The organism is Streptomyces sp. NPDC002793 (assembly GCF_040295485.1).
GTDB lineage: Bacteria > Actinomycetota > Actinomycetes > Streptomycetales > Streptomycetaceae > Streptomyces.
On record NZ_JBEOVL010000043.1, the window covers coordinates 1 to 19369 of the forward strand.

15 protein-coding genes are annotated in these 19369 nt (G+C 70.1%); 8 read left to right on the forward strand and 7 right to left on the reverse strand.

Annotated elements, in window-relative coordinates:
* Positions 1–178: 178 nt before the first annotated feature.
* From ABT001_RS29660 to ABT001_RS29680, 5 genes are read right to left on the reverse strand one after another with little or no spacing between them, the layout of a single operon-like run.
* The gene (locus ABT001_RS29660; protein ID WP_351283753.1) at positions 179–1492 is read right to left on the reverse strand and encodes a DUF58 domain-containing protein; all 1314 of its coding nucleotides are present in this window, start codon (positions 1490–1492) and stop codon (positions 179–181) included.
* Positions 1493–1502: 10 nt separating this feature from the next.
* The gene (locus ABT001_RS29665; protein ID WP_351283755.1) at positions 1503–2522 is read right to left on the reverse strand and encodes an AAA family ATPase; all 1020 of its coding nucleotides are present in this window, start codon (positions 2520–2522) and stop codon (positions 1503–1505) included.
* Positions 2519–3748 carry a DUF4350 domain-containing protein gene (locus ABT001_RS29670; protein ID WP_351283758.1) on the reverse strand — a complete coding sequence of 410 codons (1230 nt, stop codon included), beginning with the start codon at positions 3746–3748 and terminating at the stop codon, positions 2519–2521. Before ABT001_RS29670 ends, ABT001_RS29665 begins: the two co-directional genes overlap by 4 nt.
* Positions 3745–4437: a DUF4129 domain-containing protein gene (locus ABT001_RS29675; RefSeq protein WP_351283761.1), complete on the reverse strand. Its 693-nt coding sequence runs from the start codon at positions 4435–4437 to the stop codon at positions 3745–3747. Before ABT001_RS29675 ends, ABT001_RS29670 begins: the two co-directional genes overlap by 4 nt.
* Before the next feature lie 4 nt (positions 4438–4441).
* Complete coding sequence (locus ABT001_RS29680; RefSeq protein WP_351283763.1) at positions 4442–5650, reverse strand: DUF7847 domain-containing protein; 1209 nt, start codon at positions 5648–5650, stop codon at positions 4442–4444.
* 155 nt (positions 5651–5805) lie between these two features.
* Here ABT001_RS29680 and mtnA point away from each other — a divergent pair, with 155 nt between their 5' ends.
* From mtnA to ABT001_RS29715, 7 genes are all read left to right on the forward strand, one after another.
* Positions 5806–6954, forward strand: coding sequence for an S-methyl-5-thioribose-1-phosphate isomerase (gene mtnA / locus ABT001_RS29685; RefSeq protein WP_351283766.1), 1149 nt, complete (start codon positions 5806–5808; stop codon positions 6952–6954).
* 4 nt (positions 6955–6958) lie between these two features.
* Entirely contained in the window at positions 6959–7648 is a 690-nt protein-coding gene (mtrA, locus tag ABT001_RS29690; protein ID WP_187281934.1) for a two-component system response regulator MtrA, read from the forward strand.
* Position 7649: 1 nt separating this feature from the next.
* Positions 7650–9656 (forward strand): MtrAB system histidine kinase MtrB, encoded by a 2007-nt coding sequence (gene mtrB / locus ABT001_RS29695; protein ID WP_351283769.1) that lies wholly within the window; start codon positions 7650–7652, stop codon positions 9654–9656.
* Positions 9646–11511: an LpqB family beta-propeller domain-containing protein gene (locus ABT001_RS29700; RefSeq protein WP_351283771.1), complete on the forward strand. Its 1866-nt coding sequence runs from the start codon at positions 9646–9648 to the stop codon at positions 11509–11511. The genes mtrB and ABT001_RS29700 overlap by 11 nt, the downstream gene beginning before the upstream one ends.
* Positions 11512–11678: 167 nt before the next feature.
* Positions 11679–12398: a ComF family protein gene (locus tag ABT001_RS29705; protein WP_351283774.1), complete on the forward strand. Its 720-nt coding sequence runs from the start codon at positions 11679–11681 to the stop codon at positions 12396–12398.
* A 339-nt stretch (positions 12399–12737) separates the two neighbouring features.
* Positions 12738–13427, forward strand: a complete 690-nt coding sequence (hpf, locus tag ABT001_RS29710; RefSeq protein ID WP_351283776.1) for a ribosome hibernation-promoting factor, HPF/YfiA family — start codon at positions 12738–12740, stop codon at positions 13425–13427.
* A 197-nt stretch (positions 13428–13624) separates the two neighbouring features.
* On the forward strand, positions 13625–14377 hold the full coding sequence (locus ABT001_RS29715) for a response regulator (protein WP_099172962.1): 753 nt from the start codon (positions 13625–13627) through the stop codon (positions 14375–14377).
* Between the two features lie 44 nt (positions 14378–14421).
* Here ABT001_RS29715 and ABT001_RS29720 read toward each other — a convergent pair whose 3' ends face one another.
* A complete protein-coding gene (locus ABT001_RS29720; RefSeq protein ID WP_351283778.1) occupies positions 14422–15597 on the reverse strand; it encodes a winged helix-turn-helix domain-containing protein in 1176 nt (391 codons plus the stop codon).
* 10 nt (positions 15598–15607) lie between these two features.
* The gene (locus ABT001_RS29725) at positions 15608–16198 is read right to left on the reverse strand and encodes a GNAT family N-acetyltransferase (protein ID WP_351283781.1); all 591 of its coding nucleotides are present in this window, start codon (positions 16196–16198) and stop codon (positions 15608–15610) included.
* 241 nt (positions 16199–16439) lie between these two features.
* Here ABT001_RS29725 and secA point away from each other — a divergent pair, with 241 nt between their 5' ends.
* Positions 16440–19265 carry a preprotein translocase subunit SecA gene (gene secA / locus ABT001_RS29730; protein ID WP_351283784.1) on the forward strand — a complete coding sequence of 942 codons (2826 nt, stop codon included), beginning with the start codon at positions 16440–16442 and terminating at the stop codon, positions 19263–19265.
* The last annotated feature ends 104 nt before the right edge of the window (positions 19266–19369 follow it).

The following is a 19369-nucleotide window of genomic DNA, read 5'->3' on the forward strand; positions in this document are numbered from 1 at the left end:
AGGGGGGACCCTGTGGGAGAGTAGGACGCCGCCGAACAATTATTCCGGGAAAGCCCCGTGCCCTTGTGGCACGGGGCTTTTCTGCGTTCACAGCGGACAGGCTGACTCGTCGACTGCCCGGAACCCCTCAAGGAGGGGCTCCTGAGAGGGCGCCCTGTCCACAGAGAGGGCGCCCTCCCTACAGACGACCGGCCGATTTCAGCGCGAGGTAGGCATCTGCCAGAGCGGGGGCCAGTTCGTCGGGCGTGGCGTCGACGACCGTGACGCCGTACCGCCGGAGCTGGTCCGCGGTGCGACGGCGTTGGGCCTGCGCCTGCGTGCCGGCTGCGGCCTCGTAGACCGCTTCCACGGTGCCCCGCGCACGGGCCATCGCCTCGACATGAGGGTCCGCTACAGCGGCGACCAGCACCGTGTGGCGCTGGGTGAGTTGAGGGAGCACCGGCAGGAGGCCCTCTTCGACAGGGGCGGCGTCCAGGCTGGTGAGCAGGACGATCAGGGAGCGGTGCGGAGCGTTGGCCAGCGCAGCCGTGGTGAGACCGAGTGCATCGGTCTCCACGAGTTCCGGCTCCAAAGTCGCCAGCGTGCTGACGAGCTTCGACAGGACGTCCCCACCCGCAGTTCTTCCCTGCACCTGCGCCCGGATACGTCGGTCGTAGGCGATCAGGTTCACGCGGTCGCCCGCGCGGGTGGCAAGGGCGGTGAGGAGCAGAGTCGCGTCCATGGCAGCGTCGAGGCGCGGCACGTCGCCCACCCGGCCTGCGGAGGTGCGGCCGGTGTCGAGGACGACGAGGATGTGGCGATCGCGTTCGGGGCGCCAGGTGCGGACCGCGACTGCGGACTGGCGTGCGGTGGCCCGCCAGTCGATGGAGCGGGTGTCGTCGCCCGGAACGTAGGCACGCAGGCTGTCGAACTCGGTGCCCTCCCCGCGCGTCAGCACGCTGGTCCGGCCGTCGAGTTCGCGCAGCCGTGCCAGCCGGGAGGGAAGATGCTTCCGGCTGGTGAAGGGAGGCAGCACCCGGACAACCCAGGGCACCCGGTGATATCCCTGGCGGGCCGCGAGACCGAGGGGGCCGAACGACCGCACGGTGACGCGATCTGCCTCACGGTCTCCACGCCGCGACGGGCGGAGGAGCGTGGTGAGGCGGCGGCGCTCGCGTGCGGGCACGGTGAACCGGTGCCGGGACGAGCCCTGTTCGTTCTCGGAGGTCCAACTGCTCGGCGGCCAGCCATCACGGAGCCGGGCACGGAGTGGCCGCCGGGACGGGTTGGTCACGGTGAGTTGCACTGCTGCGGTGTCACCGAGTCGAACGGATGTATCACCGGATCGAGTGAACTGCAGCGTACGCACTGGCGCAGCCAGGGCATAGTCGCACAGAATTGCCAGTGAGAGCGGGACATTGACCGCGAGCAGGCCCGTCCAGCTCGGGGCCACGATGCCTACGGGGAGTGACCCCAAAGCCGCCACCAAGGCGGCCCGTCCGGTGAGGGCCATGGTCACCGCCTCACCGGGGGACGGGGACGTGGGCGAGGACTGCGGTGATGACGGAGTCCGCGGTGACTCCCTCCATCTCGGCTTCGGGCCGCAGCTGTATGCGGTGTCGGAGCGTGGGTAGAGCGAGGGCCTTCACATCGTCCGGGATGACATAGTCCCGGCCGGTGAGCCAGGCCCATGCACGTGCGGTGGAGAGCAGTGCGGTGGCCCCTCGGGGGGAGGCACCGAGGTTGAGCGAGGGGGATTCACGCGTGGCACGGCAGATATCGACGACATAGGCGGCGATCTCGGGGGAGACAGAGGTCTTGGCGACAGCGGCGCGTGCTGCTTCGAGATCGGCGGGGCCGGCGACGGGACGTATGCCTGCTGCCTTCAGATCGCGGGGGTCGAACCCGTCCGCGTGACGGGTGAGCACGTTGATCTCGTCCTCGCGTGAGGGGAGCGGGACCGTCAGCTTGAGGAGGAAGCGGTCCAGCTGGGCTTCGGGCAGTGGATAGGTGCCCTCGTATTCGACCGGGTTCTGGGTGGCCGCGACGAGGAAGGGGTCGGGGAGCGGCCGGGGAGATCCGTCGATGGTGACCTGGCGTTCTTCCATGGCCTCCAGCAGGGAGGACTGCGTTTTGGGAGGGGTGCGGTTGATTTCGTCGGCGAGCAGGAGATTGGTGAACACCGGCCCGGGCTGAAAGGAGAACTCTGAGGTGTGTGCGTCGTAGACGAGCGAGCCCGTGACGTCGCTCGGCATCAGGTCGGGGGTGAACTGGACGCGCTTGGTGTCCAGTTCGAGAGAGGCGGCAAGTGCACGGACCAGGAGGGTCTTCGCGACTCCGGGTACACCCTCCAGGAGGACATGACCTCGGCAGAGGAGAGCGACGACCAGGCCCGTGACGGCCGGGTCCTGGCCGACCACAGCCTTGGCGATCTCGGAACGCAGAGCTTCCAGGGACGCGCGGGCGCTGTCGGAGTGCACGGGGGCCTCAGGGGTCCCTGCGGGTGCCGCAAGTTCAGCGGTCTCCGGGGTCGGGGCGCTCATGAAGTGCGTACCTCTCTTTCGAGGGCGTCGAGTTGATCGGTCAAGTGGACAAGCGCGGCGTCATCGGCCGGAGCCGGGCCGAAGAGGAGCGTGGCGAGGTCGCTGCCCCGGAGGCTGATGCGTGCGGCGACAGCGGGCAGCAGCACGGCGGGGGAGTCGGCGTCACGGAGGGGCACCCCGAGGAGTGGGGAGAGGCGGGCCCGTGTGGCGGAGCGCAGGGCGTCGGCCGCGCGGTCGCGAGCGTCGGCCTTGCGGTAGAGGCGGGCCCGTCCTTCGGCCGATTCGGAGGCTCGGATGGCCACCGGTAGACGCTCGGTGACCAGGGGGCCCAAGCGGCGGCCACGCCAGATGGCGGCGAGGACGGCGGCGAGAGCCAGTTGGAGGGTGCCCCAGAGCCAGCCCGAGGGGATGAGCTCGATGAATCCGCTCTCTCCTTCGCCGCCGCTGTCACTGCTGTTGTCCCGACTGTCCGTGCTGCCCGCAGCCGCGGAGGGATCGTCGAGCGAGGGGAGGTACCAGACGAGATGCGGGCGCGAGCCGAGAAGTTGAAGGCCCAGCGAGGCATTGCCCTGCTGGTCGAGACGGTCGTTGTAGAGGAAGTCGGGAGAACCGGCCAGCACGGTGTCTCCGGCTTCTTGCCCCGGCAGGACGAGGAGAGAGGCGGAATCGGCGTCGGGATAGCAGGCGGTGGCTTCGGGCGCGTCCGTCCCGTAGTGGATGCCGCCCAGGTCGGTGGTTCCCGCGGCGCGGGCTGCGGGGAGTTCGCAGCGCGGGGGACGTGCGGTGACCGGGCCGTGGGCTTCCTGGCGTACGCCGGGGGCGAGGCGGGCCACGGAGGGGCCGCCTGGAGCGACGAGGACGGTACGGCCCGCGGAGCCGGCGGTCACGGCGTGGAGTCGCCGCTGTTGGTGCGCGGTGAGCATGTTGGGGCCGGCGACCAGCAGGGTGGTGTCGGAGCCAGTCGCACCGGCAGCTTCGTCGAGCGTGGTCACGAGATCGACGGATACTCCGCGGTCCCTGAGGAGTTCGGCGACCGCACGGCTTCCGTGGGGGTCCGCGGAGCGAGGATCGAGCCGGCCGTGCTGGCCACCGGAGCGGGCGGCGGCGAGGGCGACCCCGGCGACGACCAGGACGAGGACGGCGAGCAGCAGTCCCCGGACACGGTGCCAGACCTGGCGGGGGGTGCGGGATTGCGAGGAGGTGGGAACAGCCGCGGTGACGGTCATCCGGCGGCCCCCTGCGTCGTGCCGGTGGTCAGCACGGTCTTGGCTGCCTCGAGATCCAGATCGAGCGTGCACAGCGTCAGGTATGCGGCCTCGTCGGCGGTGCGGCCACCGTATGTGACGTCGTCGAAGACCCGGGCGGCGGCGCGGAGCCGGTCGGCGTGTGCGGGCATGAGCCGCCCGGCCTCGGCGGCTGCCTCGTCGGCGGTGCGGCCGGGGCGTGGGTCGAGTACGGCGCGGTCCTCCAGGGAGCGGACGAGAGCACGCATCCGTTCCTGGACGGCCTCGGTCCAGCGGCGGGCTTCCGCATGTGCGGCGGCGGTGGCGCGGTGGTCGGCCGTGCTGCGGGCGGTGCCGCCGAGGAGCGCTTCGGGCGAGTGGACGGTGCGCTGCGGTGTGCCGAGCCTCCACCACAGGGCGGCGCCCAGGCCGACGACGGCCAGGGCGAGCACGACGAGCCCGAGCGGGCCGCCGGGGGCCGCTCCGGCGGCGTCTGCGAGGAGGCCGCCGATCCAGTCCCAGAAGCGGTCGAGGCCGCGTTCGAGGAGGTTCGGATCGTGCTCGTGGTACATCGGGTCGGACAGCTCGTCTCGCGCCGCTTCCCGGGCGGGGACGCGTGGGGTGTCCACGGGAATGTCGTCGCCCGACCGGATGAGCCGTACTGCTGCGGTGGTGCCCCCCGGCTCCGTCACCGCATCAGCTCTTGGGGGTGTCGTAGCCGGGGACGCCTGCGGCCCGGGCGAGGTCGAGGTCGAGCGCCTCACGGCGGATCCGCTGGTCGACGTAGAGCAGGGCCATCACTCCCGCGGTGAAGGGGTAGGCGAGCGTCGAGATGATCACATCGCCGATGCCCGTGACGATGAGGAAGGGCCAGCCGAAATCCGTCGAGCTGCTGTTGAGGAATTCGCTGAGGCCGTTGCTGTCCACGGACACGGCGATGATGCCGAACGGGATCGCGATGATGAAGGTCAGGATGATGACCAGCAGGTAGGTGAGCGCCAGAATGCCGAACGTCCGCCACCAGTTGCCCCTGACCAGTTTGGCGGACCGGCGCAGCGAGGTGAGCACGGATTGGCGTTCGAGCATCAGTGCCGGCGCCGCGAGCGTGAAGCGGATCATCAGCCAGAGAACGACGCCGCTGGAGGCGATGAGGCCGAGGAAGGTCAGCGTGACCCCAGCCGCGCCGCCGCCCAGGGCGAGGCCCGGGAGCAGGCCCACGACCATGATCGCGAGGCTCAGCAGGCTCAGCAGGAGAGTCAGTCCGAGCAGTGGGAGGAGCCGGGGGCGGGCCTCGGACCACGCTTCGGAGAGGGTCACGCCACGGCCCAGCACGGAGCGGCTGATCACCATGGTGAGGACCGAGGTGGTGATGAGTGTGGCGATCAGCGCGATGAGGGTGTCAGGGGCGGTGGAGATCAGTTGCGACTGCGCCGAGTCCGTGGCCTGGCGGAGTGCCTCGGCGCCGGTGGCGTTCGGGTCGATCGACACCTGCTGGGGCAGGACGTAGCGGTGCAGGAGGATGATCACGATCTCGGCGATCACGGAGACGGTGAGGCTGATGCCGAGCACCGTGCGCCAGTGGGTGCGCATGGTGGAGACCGCGCCGTCGAGGATCTCGCCGACTCCCAGGGGGCGGAGCGGGATGACGCCTGGCTTGGCGGCCGTGGGCGGGCGGCCCCATCCGGATCCCTGCGGCATGCCGCCCCAACCGGGAGTGGGTGGGGGTGCGCCCGGACCGCTGCCGGGGGCGCTCGGCGGGGACCACTGCCCCGGCGGGGGCTGTGCGGGAGACCACTGTCCGGCGGGTCCGCTTCCGTCGACGGGCGGGGAGGGTTTGGGGATTCCCGTCTCCTGGCCGTCGGAGGGGGCGGATCCGGGCGAGGCCCAGCCCGGAGAGTCGTTCATCGTCGCGCTCCTTCACAGTCCTGTCCGCTCATCGGGGCGGCAGGTTGCCAGCCATCGTGCCACGCGTTGGTCCGGGGTGGACCCGGCGCTGTGTCTCCATCCTTGTCTTCGTGCTTGCCTTCGTGCGTGGGCGGTTCAGCGGGCAGACTGGGCAGATGGCTGATCAGGACGCACAGACGCCGGCGGGTATCGAGCCTCCGCCCCTCGCAGTACTCCGCTGGGACGAGCCACCGGAAGGCCCCGCGGTGGTGCTTCTCGACCAGACGCGGCTGCCCGCCGAGGAGGCCGAGCTGGTGTGCGCCGATGTGCCCGCGCTGGTGCGGGCGATCCGGACGCTGGCGGTACGGGGGGCGCCGTTGCTGGGCATCGCCGGGGGGTACGGGGTGGCACTGGCCGCCGCCCGGGGTGAGGACGTGGCGAAGGCCGCGGAGGTGTTGGAGGAGGCGCGGCCCACCGCGGTGAACCTCGGCTACGGGGCGCGGCGGGTGGCCGGCGCGTACCGGACGGCTGTAGAGGGCGGGGCAGCCCCCGGGCGGGCTGCCGCGGTGGCCCTGTCCGAGGCGCGGGCCCTGCATCAGGAGGATGCGGCGGCCAGTGTGCGGATGGCGCAGTACGGTCTGGAACTGCTGGAGGAGCTCCTGCCGGGAGGTGGCGGGTACCGGCTGCTGACCCACTGCAACACGGGGGCGCTCGTGTCCGGCGGTGCGGGTACGGCCTTCGCGGTGGCTCTCCGGGCGCACCGCGAGGGCAGTCTGCGGCAGCTGTGGGTGGACGAGACCCGGCCTCTGCTCCAGGGGGCCAGGCTGACGGCGTACGAGGCGGCGCGCAACGGCATGCCGTACAGCCTGCTCACGGACAGTGCGGCGGGTTCGTTGTTTGCGGCGGGGGAGGTGGATGCCGTAATCATCGGAGCGGACCGCATTGCCGCGGACGGCTCGGTGGCCAACAAGGTGGGGAGCTATCCGTTGGCGGTGCTCGCGAAGTATCACCATGTGCCGTTTCTCGTCGTGGCGCCGACGACCACGGTCGATCCGGAGACGGCGGACGGTGCATCGATCGTCGTGGAGCAGCGCTCCGGCGCGGAAGTGACGGAGCTCACATTGAAGCCGGCCGCCCCGGCCGGAGGTGCTGGGGGCGTGGCGGTCGTCGCGCCGCCGGGAACCCAGGTGTACAACCCCGCATTCGACATCACGCCGCCCGAACTGGTCACGGCGATCGTCACGGAGGAGGGGGTCATTTCCCCGGTCACGGGGGTCGGACTGGCAGAGCTGTGTGCCAGGTCATCGCAGGTAACGATTAGCTAATGGGATGATGTCGTTTATGAAGGGACGCGTCCTTGTCGTCGACGACGACACCGCACTGGCCGAGATGCTCGGCATTGTGCTGCGGGGAGAAGGTTTCGAACCGTCGTTCGTAGCGGACGGCGACAAGGCACTGGCTGCATTTCGAGAGGCCAAGCCGGACCTGGTGCTGCTGGACCTCATGCTTCCCGGACGGGACGGCATCGAGGTCTGCAGGCTGATCAGGGCCGAGTCAGGCGTACCGATCGTCATGCTCACTGCCAAGAGCGACACGGTGGATGTGGTGGTGGGCCTGGAATCCGGGGCCGACGACTACATCGTCAAGCCGTTCAAACCGAAGGAGTTGGTCGCCCGGATCAGGGCGCGTTTGCGGAGGTCCGAAGAGCCCGCGCCGGAACAGCTGGCGATCGGGGATCTGGTCATCGACGTGGCCGGTCACTCGGTGAAGCGGGAGGGGCAGTCCATCGCCCTCACTCCGCTGGAGTTCGACCTGCTGGTGGCCCTCGCCCGTAAGCCGTGGCAGGTCTTCACCCGTGAGGTGCTGCTCGAACAGGTGTGGGGCTATCGCCATGCCGCCGACACCCGACTGGTGAACGTGCATGTCCAGCGGCTCCGCTCGAAGGTGGAGAAGGACCCGGAGCGGCCGGAGATCGTCGTGACCGTCCGCGGTGTCGGCTACAAGGCCGGACCGAGCTGACATGACCCTGGGCAGCGCTGCTCCGCCACCCGGGGTGCCCGGGGCCCGTACGGAGCGGGCTGCCGGTCCGGCACGGAGCACTTCCCGCTTCGGCCGGACCCCGTTGGGCGGCCGGTTGTTCCGCGACCGGACGCCCGGCGGCCCCGTGCCCCGGCTGCTGATGCGGTGGATCCGCGGACCGCTGCTGCCGGCTGTCCGGCTGTGGCGACGCAACCTGCAGTTGCGCGTCGTGGCGGGCACGTTGCTGATGTCGATCGCCGTGGTGCTGCTTCTCGGCTTCGTCGTGATCGGGCAGGTCCGCAACGGCCTGCTCGAGGCGAAGGGCAAGGCCGCCCAGACTCAGGCGGCCGGCGGCTTCGCGGCCGCCCAGGCGAACGCGAACGCGCCGCTCGTTCCGGGGGACCAGAGCGAGGAGGGCGCCGACGGCATTACGGCCAGTACCTCCTGGCGCACCGAGCTCGTCGACCAGCTCGCCAGCGGTGGCACGAATGCGTTCAACGTGGTGGCGCTCAGCGCCGACTCCGTCGGCCACGGCACCAGCCGCGCCCCCCGCGGCTCGGGCAGCGTGGAGGCGTCCAGCATCCCGCAGCGGCTGCGGGACGACGTGGGCGAAGGGGCGGGTGCCTTCCAGACCTACTCGCTGATCCGGTACTCGCACGGGAAGGAGCCGGAGCCCGGGCTCGTCGTGGGCAAGCGGCTCTACGACGTCGACCACAATCCGTACGAGCTGTACTACCTCTTCCCGCTCACGCAGGAGGAGAAGTCGCTGACCCTGGTCACGACGACCCTGGCCACGGCCGGTCTGTTCGTGGTCGCGCTGCTCGGTGCCATCGCCTGGTTCGTGGTGCGCCAGGTCGTCACTCCCGTACGGATGGCGGCCGGGATCGCCGAGAGACTCTCCGCGGGCCGTCTCCAGGAGCGGATGAAGGTCACCGGTGAGGACGACATCGCCCGGCTCGGTGAGGCCTTCAACAAGATGGCGCAGAACCTTCAGCTGAAGATCCAGCAGCTGGAGGAGCTCTCCCGCATGCAGCGGCGTTTCGTCTCGGACGTCAGCCATGAGCTGCGCACCCCGCTGACGACGGTGCGGATGGCCGCCGACGTCATCCACGAGGCGCGCGTCGACTTCGACCCGGTCACGGCCCGGTCCGCGGAGCTGCTGGGCGACCAGCTGGACCGCTTCGAGTCGCTCCTGTCCGATCTGCTGGAGATCAGCAGGTTCGACGCGGGGGCCGCGGCCCTGGAGGCCGAACCGATAGACCTGCGCATGGTCGTCCGGCGGGTGATCGGCGGTGCCGAGCCGCTGGCGGAGCGCAAGGGCAGCCGGATCCTGGTGCTGGGTGACGAACAGCCGGTGGTCGCGGAAGCCGACGCGCGCCGTGTCGAGCGGGTCCTGCGCAACCTCGTCGTCAACGCGGTCGAGCACGGCGAGGGCCGGGATGTCATCGTGCGGATGGGCGTCGCCCAGGGCGCCGTGGCGGTGGCGGTCAGGGACTACGGAGTGGGCCTCAAGCCGGGTGAGGCGACCCGGGTCTTCAACCGCTTCTGGCGGGCGGACCCGGCGCGAGCCCGCACCACCGGTGGCACCGGCCTGGGACTGTCGATCGCCGTCGAGGACGCGCGGCTGCACGGAGGCTGGCTGCAGGCATGGGGCGAGCCAGGTGGCGGCTCGCAGTTCCGGCTGACGCTGCCGCGCACGGCGGACGAGCCGCTGCGTGGCTCACCGATACCACTGGAACCGGAGGACTCCCGGCGCAACAGGGAGGACCGTCAGCGGGCGGAGGCGGCGCCGGCGGGCGACCAGCGGCTGATGTCCGTACCGAATCAGACAGGTTCCGTGACACGTCCGCACCTGGGCGTGCCGGGGCACGGGCCGACGGCGCAGCGTACGCCGGCGTCGGTCCACCCGGCCGCCCTGCCGGGCAGCGGAGCACGTGTGGTGTCGCGTCCGGGCGCCGCCCCGGAGACACAGGACCCGGAGCAGGAGGACACGACTCGTGGACACTGACCGCCGTCGGGGCGGCCGTGGCCGGGCGGCGCGGTTGTCCGCGCTGCTCGCTTGCGGCGTCGTGGTGCTCGCCGGGTGCGGAGCGATGCCGGTCACCGGCGACGTGAAGGCGGTCGACGCCTCGCAGCCGGGCGATTCCCAGGTCCAGGTGTATGCCGTGCCGCCGAGGGAGGGCGCCGCGCCCAGCGAGGTGGTCGACGGCTTCCTGGAGTCGATGACCAGCGACGACCCCGACTTCCGCACGACCCGCACCTATCTGACCGCGGAAGCCGCGCACCGCTGGCAGCCGGGCGAGGGCACCACGGTGCTCGCACAGGCGCCCAGCCGCAACGGACCCACGGTCCTCGGCAAGCAGGACAAGAACACCGAGACGACCTACACCCTGACCGGCGAACAGGTGGCGGCTGTCGACGCACAGAGTTCCTACCGTCCGCTGGCCCCCTCCGAGTACTCCCAGATGCTTCATCTGGTCCGGGAGAAGGTGGCGGACGGCAGGCAGGAGTGGCGCATCGACATCGTTCCCGACGGGCTGGTGCTCGGTCAGTCCGACTTCAAGCGTCTCTACCGGTCCGTCAACAAGTACTACTTCGCCGCCGGGCCGGCGGACGACGAGCCCGCGCTGGTCGCCGACCCCGTCTACGTACGGAACCGCACGGACCCCGTCACACGGATGGACACGGCCACCCAGACGGTTCGGACGCTGCTGGAGGGCCCGTCCAACTGGCTGCGGCCGGTGGTCGATTCGCGTTTTCCCGTCGGTACGGCGCTGAAGACCGGGGTCACCTCGCTGGCGCCGGACGACCAGAACGTGCTGAAGGTCCCGCTCAACAAGGAGGCCGACCAGGCGGGACAGGGAGAGTGCCGGATGATGGCGGCGCAGGTGCTCTTCACGTTGCGTGACCTGACGTCCGCGCGGGTGGGGCAGGTGGAACTGCAGGGGGAGCGGGGTCCGCTGTGCTCCCTCGGGGCCGACGAGGCCGAGGACTACACCGCGGACAACGGCTCGGGCAGTCCCGACAGTCAGTACTTCGTCGACGACAAGGGGCATGTGCAGCGCATCCCCGGGAGCAGCAGGGGCAGCGGCGATCCGGAGCCGGTGATCGGTCCGCTGGGCAGCGGGACGGAGGCCATGAGCGCCGTGGGCGTGGCCAGGGACGAACAGCAGGCCGCCGCGGTCTCGGCGAATCAGCAGTTCCTCTACGTGTCCTCCCTCGCCGAGGAGAGCGAGCCGGCCCCCCCGGCGGTGACCAGCCGTGCGGAGAAGGCCTCCGACCGGCTGTCGGCACCGAGCTGGGACGGCCGGGGTGATCTGTGGGTCGCCGACCGTGATCCGCAGGACCCGAAGCTGCTGCGCCTGGTGGACGGTGCCGGAGAACCGCAGGAGGTTTCGGTACCCGGCTTGAACGGCGGGCGGATCGAGGCGCTGCGGATGTCGGCCGACGGGGTGCGGATCGCTCTGCGGGTGTCGGATAACGGGCTGACGACCCTGCACATCGGCCGGGTCGAGCGTCACGGCTCGGGAGAGGCCGAGCAGGTCTCGGTGGAGGATCTGCGTCAGGCCGCACCGCAGCTGGCCGATGTGTCGGCCGTCTCCTGGTCCGGTCGCAGCCGTCTCGTGGTGGTCGGCAAGGAGGAGGGCGGTGTGCAGCAGGTGCGTTACGTGCAGGCCGACGGATCCACGTCGTCGTCGGGGGTCCTGCCGGGTGTGAACCAGGTGACGGCGGTCGCGGCAGCGGACGACGACCAGCTGCCTCTGATGGCGGACACCGAGAGCGACGGGATCGTGAAGCTGTCGCCGGGGGACAACTGGCAGACGGTCCTCAAGGACGGTTCTTCGCTGGTCTACCCGGGCTGAGCACCGGCCCGTGCGGTGGTTCGCCCGCCCGGATCCCCGCCTGGATCCCGGCCCGCCCGGATCCCCGGCTGCTCGGTGGCGGCCTTCCGCCGGCCCGGCCTCCCGGTTGTCCACAGGGGTTTTCCACAGGGATGGCCCGGTGCCCGGTCTCGGGGCACAGTGGGGCTGTGCGGGGTTGGTGGCCGGAGATCGTCGGGCTGGTGCTGCCCGTGGCCTGCGGTGGCTGCGGCAGGCCGCGTACGGAGCTGTGCGAGGAGTGTGCCGCCGGGCTCGCGGCACGGCCGCGCCGTGTGCGTCCGGCGCCCGAGCCCGCAGGTCTTCCTGTGGTCCACGCGACCGCACCGTACGAGAACGCTGTACGCGCGATGCTGCTGGCCCACAAGGAGCGAGGGGCACTCGGCCTCGCCGGAGTGCTCGGCGGGGCGCTGGCGGCCGCTGTACGGGCCGGAGCGGGGCACGGGGGTGATGCGGGTCCGCTGCTGGTGGTTCCGGTGCCGTCCGCGCGACGGGCCACGGCCGGGCGCGGGCATGATCCGGTGCGCAGGATCGCGGCTCACGCCGCGGCCGAGCTGCGGCGTGGGGGTACGCGTGCCCGGGTGCTCGCGGTGCTGCGGCAGCGGCGGGCCGTCGCGGACCAGGCAGGGCTGGGGGCCCGGGCGCGGCGGACGAATCTGGCGGGCGCGCTCGTCGTCGCGGAAGGCGGCCGGAAGTTGCTCGACGGGGGCCGGGTCGTACTGGTCGACGACCTGCTGACGACGGGTGCGACGCTGGCGGAGGCGGCACGTGCCGTCCGCGCCGCCCGTCAGGCCGGCAGGGGGACGGCAGAAGGGCTCCGCGCTGCTGTCGTCGCGGCTTCTCCGTCATCTTTCCGAATAAACCGGAACTGACAGATAACTTCCATCGTTGCAGGTAGTGAGTGGGTAAAGGGGCCCGATCGGAGGTACGCGTGAGTAGCGGGTGCCGACTCGGTGGTGGGCAGGCTATGTTCGGTTGTGAGGGACGGTGAATTCCGCACCTCGACGAATGCGCCACCAGGTTTCGGGCAGGTAACACACCGGTACGTTCCGGTACGCCGGAAGCGTGGGAATCGGTGGGGTGGAAACCCCGCCGATGGGGGAGGAGGAGGTGAAAGCCACCGAGTCCGCGGCTCCGGCGATCACCGGAGCCTGGTGCGAAAGGGAGACGCTCCGCCGTCGAAGCGGAGCGATCCGGGAACGGAGTTCTGCGTGGACATCGTCGTCAAGGGCCGCAAGACCGAGGTGCCCGAGCGGTTCCGCAAGCACGTGGCCGAGAAGCTGAAGCTGGACAAGATCCAGAAGTTCGACGGCAAGGTGATCAGCCTCGACGTCGAGGTGTCCAAGGAGCCGAATCCCCGTCAGGCCGACCGTGCGGCACGGGTGGAGATCACACTCCGCTCACGTGGGCCGGTCGTCCGGGCGGAAGCAGCGGCAGGCGACCCGTACGCAGCGCTTGACCTGGCCACCGACAAGCTGGACACACAGCTGCGCAAGGAGCACGACAAGCGCTACAGCAGGCGCGGCAGCGGCCGGCTTTCCGCAGCGGAGGTCGGCGAGGTCGTGCCGGGCGTCGCCTCGTTCAACGGGGACGGCGAGCTCATTCCCGAGGAGCCGGAGCCGTCCGTGCCGACCACCAGGATCGGCTCGCTGGAGGTCCAGGGCGAAGGACCGCTCGTGGTGCGCGAGAAGACGCATGTCGCGGCGCCGATGACGCTCGACCAGGCGCTCTACGAGATGGAGCTGGTCGGTCACGACTTCTACCTGTTCGTCGACTCCGAGACCAAGGAGCCCAGTGTCGTCTACCGGCGTCACGCTTATGACTACGGTGTCATCCACCTGAGGACCGACCCGCTGGCCTCCGACGGGGCCGGCGGCGCGGGCGGTGCGCTCGGCGGCTGACACCCGCCACCCACAGCCGGTACGCGGTGCCCCCGGGAAGCGCCTGTGCGCCCCCGGGGGCACCGCGCGCGACCGCAGAGGGCACCGCTTCGGCGGCCGGGCATGAAAGCATGGCGTTCCAGGCCAATCAGTGCTCTGCGCACTGGCGTTGGCGGACAGCCTGTGACCTCAGGCAGTGGCCTTCAGGGGGAGGAACGATGGCGGACACCTTCGGTCCCGTACGCGGGACGAACGATGCCGACAGCGCTGCCGGTGCGGATTCCGTCGCGGACGACGGAAGTTCACGCAAGGAGCCCATCAGGGTTCTCGTGGTGGACGATCACGCGCTCTTCCGCAGGGGTCTGGAGATCGTCCTCGCGCAGGAGGAGGACATCCAGGTCGTCGGCGAGGCCGGGGACGGGGCGGAGGCGGTCGACAAGGCTGCGGACCTGTTGCCCGACATCGTGCTGATGGACGTACGGATGCCCAAGCGCGGTGGCATCGAGGCATGCACCTCCATCAAGGAGGTGGCCCCCAGCGCGAAGATCATCATGCTGACGATCAGCGACGAGGAAGCCGACCTCTACGAGGCGATCAAGGCGGGCGCCACCGGTTATCTCCTCAAGGAGATCTCGACCGACGAGGTCGCCACGGCCATTCGCGCGGTGGCGGACGGCCAGTCCCAGATCAGCCCGTCGATGGCCTCCAAACTGCTCACCGAGTTCAAGTCGATGATCCAGCGCACCGACGAGCGTCGGCTCGTCCCCGCGCCGCGACTCACCGAGCGGGAGCTGGAAGTGCTCAAACTCGTGGCCACCGGCATGAACAACCGTGATATCGCCAAGGAATTGTTCATCTCCGAGAACACGGTGAAGAACCACGTCCGCAATATTCTGGAGAAGCTCCAGCTGCACTCCCGGATGGAAGCCGTGGTCTATGCCATGCGGGAGAAGATCCTCGAGATCAGGTAGGCCCCGGCGGACAACCGGGGGACAACCGGGGGACCGGCGAAGGACTACCGAAGGACGCGGGAGATCTCCGCCATGAGTGGCTCGCGCAGCTCCGGCGCGTCCACACGCTCCAGCCGTACGTCCGTGCAGCCCACCCAGGAAGCCGCCTCCACGAGGGCCTCGGCCATGGGCGCCACCGACTTCCCGCCGTCCAGGGAGACCTGCCGGGCGACCAGCGTGGTCCCTTCCCTGGCAGGGTCGACCCGGCCCCGCAGCCTGCCGCCCGCCAGCAGCGGCATCGCGAAGTAGCCATGGACCCGCTTGGGCCGGGGGACGTAGGCCTCCAGGCGATGGGTGAAGCCGAAGATCCGTTCCGTGCGGGCCCGTTCCCAGATGAGTGAGTCGAACGGCGACAGCAGCGTCGTCCGGTGCCGTCCGCGCGGCTCCGAGGCCAGGGCCTCAGGATGTGCCCAGGCAGGCTTCGCCCAGCCCCGCACCGACACCGGGACGAGTCCCGAGTCCGCCACGACGGCGTCGAACTGCTCGGCCTTGAGGCGGTGGTAGTCGGCGATGTCCGTCCGGGTGCCGACGCCCAGCGAACGCCCGGCCAGGGCCACCAGCCGCCGCAGGCACTCCGTGTCGTCCAGGTCGTCGTGGAGCACGGAGTCCGGGATCGCACGCTCGGCGAGGTCGTAGACCCGCTTCCAGCCGCGCCGCTCGGTGCACACCACCTCGCCGTACATCAGGGCGCGCTCGACGGCGACCTTGGAGGCGGACCAGTCCCACCACTCGCCGCCGTTCTTCGCGCCGCCGAGCTCCGTCGCCGTCAGCGGGCCCTCGGCGCGCAACTGTGCGATGACCGTGTCGTAGACCCCGTCGGGCAGGTCGTGGTGCCAGTGCGGCCGGGAGCGGTAGGCGCGGCGGCGGAACGCGAAGTGAGGCCACTCCTCGACCGGCAGGACGCAGGCGGCGTGCGACCAGTACTCGAACGAGCTGCCCCCCGACCAGTAGGCGTCGTCGACCGCGCGGCGGCCGAGCGCGCCGAGACGGGCGTACGGTACGAGCTCGTGCGACCGGGCCAGGACCGAGATGGTGTCGAGCTGGACGGATCCGAGACGGCGCAGCACCCCCGGGACCCCGCCCCGGCGGTCCGGAGCGCCCAGGAGGCCCTGGGCGCGCAGGGCGATGCGGCGCGCCTGGTCGGCGGAGAGTTCCAGGACGGGCGGTGGCACAGACGTCATGCGTCGAACCCTAGAGCGCGCCACTGACATCCAGGGCCGGCCGGTAGGGACGGGTGCCGGGCAGCCCCAGATCTGCCGGGAGCAGTGCGCCGTTCCAGGTGTCGTACAGCACCCCCTTGTTCAACAGGGCCGAGCGCTGCTCACCCTCCATGCGGAAACCGGCACGCAGGGCGACCGCCCTGGACGGGGTGTTGCCGATCTCCGCCCGCCACTCGAAGCGGTCCGCCGCGAGGGCGGTGAACGCCCAGCGGGCCGCCGCGCGCACCGCCTCCGTCATGTAACCGGAGCCCCGGTGCTCCCTCGCCGTCCAGTAACCCACCTCGTACGTGCCCGGCAGGACGCGGCTGTTGACGCCGAGCGCACCCACGAGCTGCCCGCCGTCGCGCAGCACCACCGCGAAGTTGTACATGGTGTCGTCCTGCCAGCCCGAGGGGCAGAGTTCTCCTGTGAAGAGCTCCGCGTCGGCACGGGTGTACGGCGACGGGACAACTGTCCAGCGCTGGATGTCCGGATCCTGGCAGGCGGCGTACACCGCCTCCGTGTCCTCCGGGGTGAAGGGCCGCATGATCAGGCGTTCCGTGGTGAGCGTCAGGGATTCCATGCCGGGATTCTGGTGACAGGGAGCGCGGGACGCGAGTGCTTTTCGGCGCTTCCCGGCACCTTCCGTCCCCTCCGGCCGTTGTCCTGGAAGGGTGCGGTGGGGAGAACGCGGTGACAGCCCTCCCGACGTGGCGGTGTCCTCGCTTACGATGGCCGTTGCGGTGGGGTCCACCTGCCGTGCCCGCGCCAGAGTCCATCACACGACCCAGTGCCAGGCCCGACCGGCAAGGAGACCAGCCTCAGTGTCCGTCTTCAACAAGCTCATGCGTGCAGGCGAAGGCAAGATCCTGCGCAAACTGCACCGCATCGCGGACCAGGTCAGCTCCATCGAAGAGGACTTCGTCAACCTCTCCGACGCCGAGCTGCGGGCGCTCACCGACGAGTACAAGGAACGGTACGCGGACGGCGAGAGCCTGGACGACCTGCTCCCCGAGGCATTCGCGACGGTCCGTGAGGCCGCGAAGCGCGTCCTCGGACAGCGCCACTACGACGTTCAGATGATGGGTGGAGCCGCCCTGCACCTCGGCTACGTGGCCGAGATGAAGACCGGCGAGGGCAAGACCCTCGTCGGTACCCTGCCCGCGTATCTCAACGCGCTCTCCGGCAAGGGCGTGCACCTGATCACGGTCAACGACTACCTGGCCGAGCGTGACTCCGAGATGATGGGCCGGGTGCACAAGTTCCTCGGTCTCGAGGTCGGCTGCATCATCGCCAACATGACCCCGGCGCAGCGCCGTGAGCAGTACGCCTGCGACATCACGTACGGCACGAACAACGAGTTCGGTTTCGACTACCTCCGCGACAACATGGCGTGGTCGCAGGACGAGCTCGTCCAGCGTGGCCACAACTTCGCCATCGTCGACGAGGTCGACTCGATCCTCGTCGACGAGGCGCGTACGCCGCTGATCATCTCCGGCCCCGCCGACCAGGCCACCAAGTGGTACGGCGACTTCGCCAAGCTGGTCACGCGTCTCACCAGGGGTGAGGCGGGCAACCCGCTGAAGGGCATCGAGGAGACCGGCGACTACGAGGTCGACGAGAAGAAGCGGACCGTGGCCATCCATGAGCCCGGTGTCGCGAAGGTCGAGGACTGGCTCGGGATCGACAACCTCTACGAGTCGGTGAACACGCCGCTCGTCGGTTACCTGAACAACGCGATCAAGGCCAAGGAACTCTTCAAGAAGGACAAGGACTACGTCGTCATCGACGGCGAGGTCATGATCGTCGACGAGCACACCGGCCGTATCCTCGCCGGCCGCCGTTACAACGAGGGCATGCACCAGGCCATCGAGGCGAAGGAAGGGGTGGACATCAAGGACGAGAACCAGACGCTCGCCACGATCACCCTGCAGAACTTCTTCCGCCTGTACGGCAAGCTCTCCGGCATGACCGGTACGGCGATGACCGAGGCCGCCGAGTTCCAGCAGATCTACAAGCTCGGCGTCGTGCCGATCCCGACGAACCGGCCCATGGTCCGCGCCGACCAGTCGGACCTGATCTACCGCACCGAGGTCGCGAAGTTCGCCGCGGTCGTCGACGACATCGCCGAGAAGCACGAGAAGGGGCAGCCGATCCTGGTCGGCACGACCTCGGTCGAGAAGTCCGAGTACCTCTCGCAGCAGCTGTCCAAGCGCGGTGTCCAGCACGAGGTCCTGAACGCCAAGCAGCACGACCGTGAGGCGACGATCGTCGCCCAGGCCGGCCGCAAGGGCGCCGTCACGGTCGCCACGAACATGGCCGGCCGAGGCACCGACATCAAGCTCGGCGGCAACCCGGACGACCTCGCCGAGGCGGAGCTGCGCCAGCGCGGCCTCGACCCCGTGGAGCACGTCGAGCAGTGGGCGGCCGCGCTGCCCGCCGCGCTGGAGAAGGCCGAGCAGGCCGTGAAGGCGGAGTTCGAAGAGGTCAAGGACCTCGGCGGGCTGTACGTGCTGGGCACGGAGCGGCACGAGTCGCGGCGCATCGACAACCAGCTGCGCGGTCGTTCCGGCCGTCAGGGCGACCCGGGCGAGTCCCGGTTCTACCTCTCGCTGGGCGACGACCTGATGCGGCTGTTCAAGGCGCAGATGGTCGAGCGCGTCATGTCGATGGCGAACGTTCCCGACGACGTCCCCATCGAGAACAAGATGGTGACCCGGGCGATCGCCTCCGCGCAGTCGCAGGTCGAGCAGCAGAACTTCGAGACGCGTAAGAACGTCCTGAAGTACGACGAGGTGCTCAACCGGCAGCGTGAGGTCATCTACGGCGAGCGCCGCCGCGTCCTGGAGGGTGAGGATCTGCAGGACCAGATCCGTCACTTCATGGACGACACGATCGACGACTACATCCGGCAGGAGACGGCCGAGGGCTTCGCCGAGGAGTGGGACCTCGACCGGCTGTGGGGCGCGTTCAAGCAGCTCTACCCGGTGAAGGTCACGGTCGAGGAGCTCGAGGAGGCCGCCGGCGACCTGGCCGGTGTGACCGCCGACTTCATCGCCGAGTCGGTCAAGGACGACATCCACGAGCAGTACGCGGAGCGCGAGAAGACGCTCGGCTCGGACATCATGCGTGAGCTGGAGCGGCGCGTGGTCCTGTCCGTCCTGGACCGCAAGTGGCGTGAGCACCTGTACGAGATGGACTACCTCCAGGAGGGCATCGGCCTGCGGGCCATGGCGCAGAAGGACCCGCTGGTCGAGTACCAGCGCGAGGGCTTCGACATGTTCAACGCCATGATGGAGGGCATCAAGGAGGAGTCCGTCGGCTACCTGTTCAACCTGGAGGTCCAGGTCGAGCAGCAGGTCGAGGAGGTTCCGGTGCCGGAGGGCGCGGAGCGCACCTCGCTCGAGAAGCAGGACGCGCCGGTGGCGGCCGCCTCGGGCGGGCGCCCGGAGATCCGGGCGAAGGGGCTGGACGCGCCGCAGCGTCCGGACCGGCTGCACTTCTCGGCTCCCACCGTGGACGGGGAGGGCGGCGTCGTCGAGGGCGACTTCGCCAACGGTGACGGTGCGCGGTCCGAGGCGGACGGCATGACGCGTGCGGAGCGCCGCAAGGCGCAGAAGAGCACCGGTGGGCGGCGCCGGAAGAAGTAGCGGCACGTCTGACCAGGGCCTGGCCCGGACACCGAAGGGTGTCCGGGCCAGGCGCGTTTCCCGGGCCTCTCAGGGCCCGGGAGAGCGGTGGGCGCCTCCCGGGT

Excerpts from the sequence above, each read along its gene's own strand:
- ABT001_RS29660 (WP_351283753.1), bottom strand. The coding sequence starts at position 1,492 with ATGGCCCTCACCGGACGGGCCGCCTTGGTGGCGGCTTTGGGGTCACTC.
- ABT001_RS29665 (WP_351283755.1), bottom strand. The coding sequence starts at position 2,522 with ATGAGCGCCCCGACCCCGGAGACCGCTGAACTTGCGGCACCCGCAGGG.
- ABT001_RS29670 (WP_351283758.1), bottom strand. The coding sequence starts at position 3,748 with ATGACCGTCACCGCGGCTGTTCCCACCTCCTCGCAATCCCGCACCCCC.
- ABT001_RS29680 (WP_351283763.1), bottom strand. The coding sequence starts at position 5,650 with ATGAACGACTCTCCGGGCTGGGCCTCGCCCGGATCCGCCCCCTCCGAC.
- mtnA (WP_351283766.1), top strand. The coding sequence starts at position 5,806 with ATGGCTGATCAGGACGCACAGACGCCGGCGGGTATCGAGCCTCCGCCC.
- mtrA (WP_187281934.1), top strand. The coding sequence starts at position 6,959 with ATGATGTCGTTTATGAAGGGACGCGTCCTTGTCGTCGACGACGACACC.
- mtrB (WP_351283769.1), top strand. The coding sequence starts at position 7,650 with ATGACCCTGGGCAGCGCTGCTCCGCCACCCGGGGTGCCCGGGGCCCGT.
- ABT001_RS29715 (WP_099172962.1), top strand. The coding sequence starts at position 13,625 with ATGGCGGACACCTTCGGTCCCGTACGCGGGACGAACGATGCCGACAGC.
- ABT001_RS29720 (WP_351283778.1), bottom strand. The coding sequence starts at position 15,597 with ATGACGTCTGTGCCACCGCCCGTCCTGGAACTCTCCGCCGACCAGGCG.
- ABT001_RS29725 (WP_351283781.1), bottom strand. The coding sequence starts at position 16,198 with ATGGAATCCCTGACGCTCACCACGGAACGCCTGATCATGCGGCCCTTC.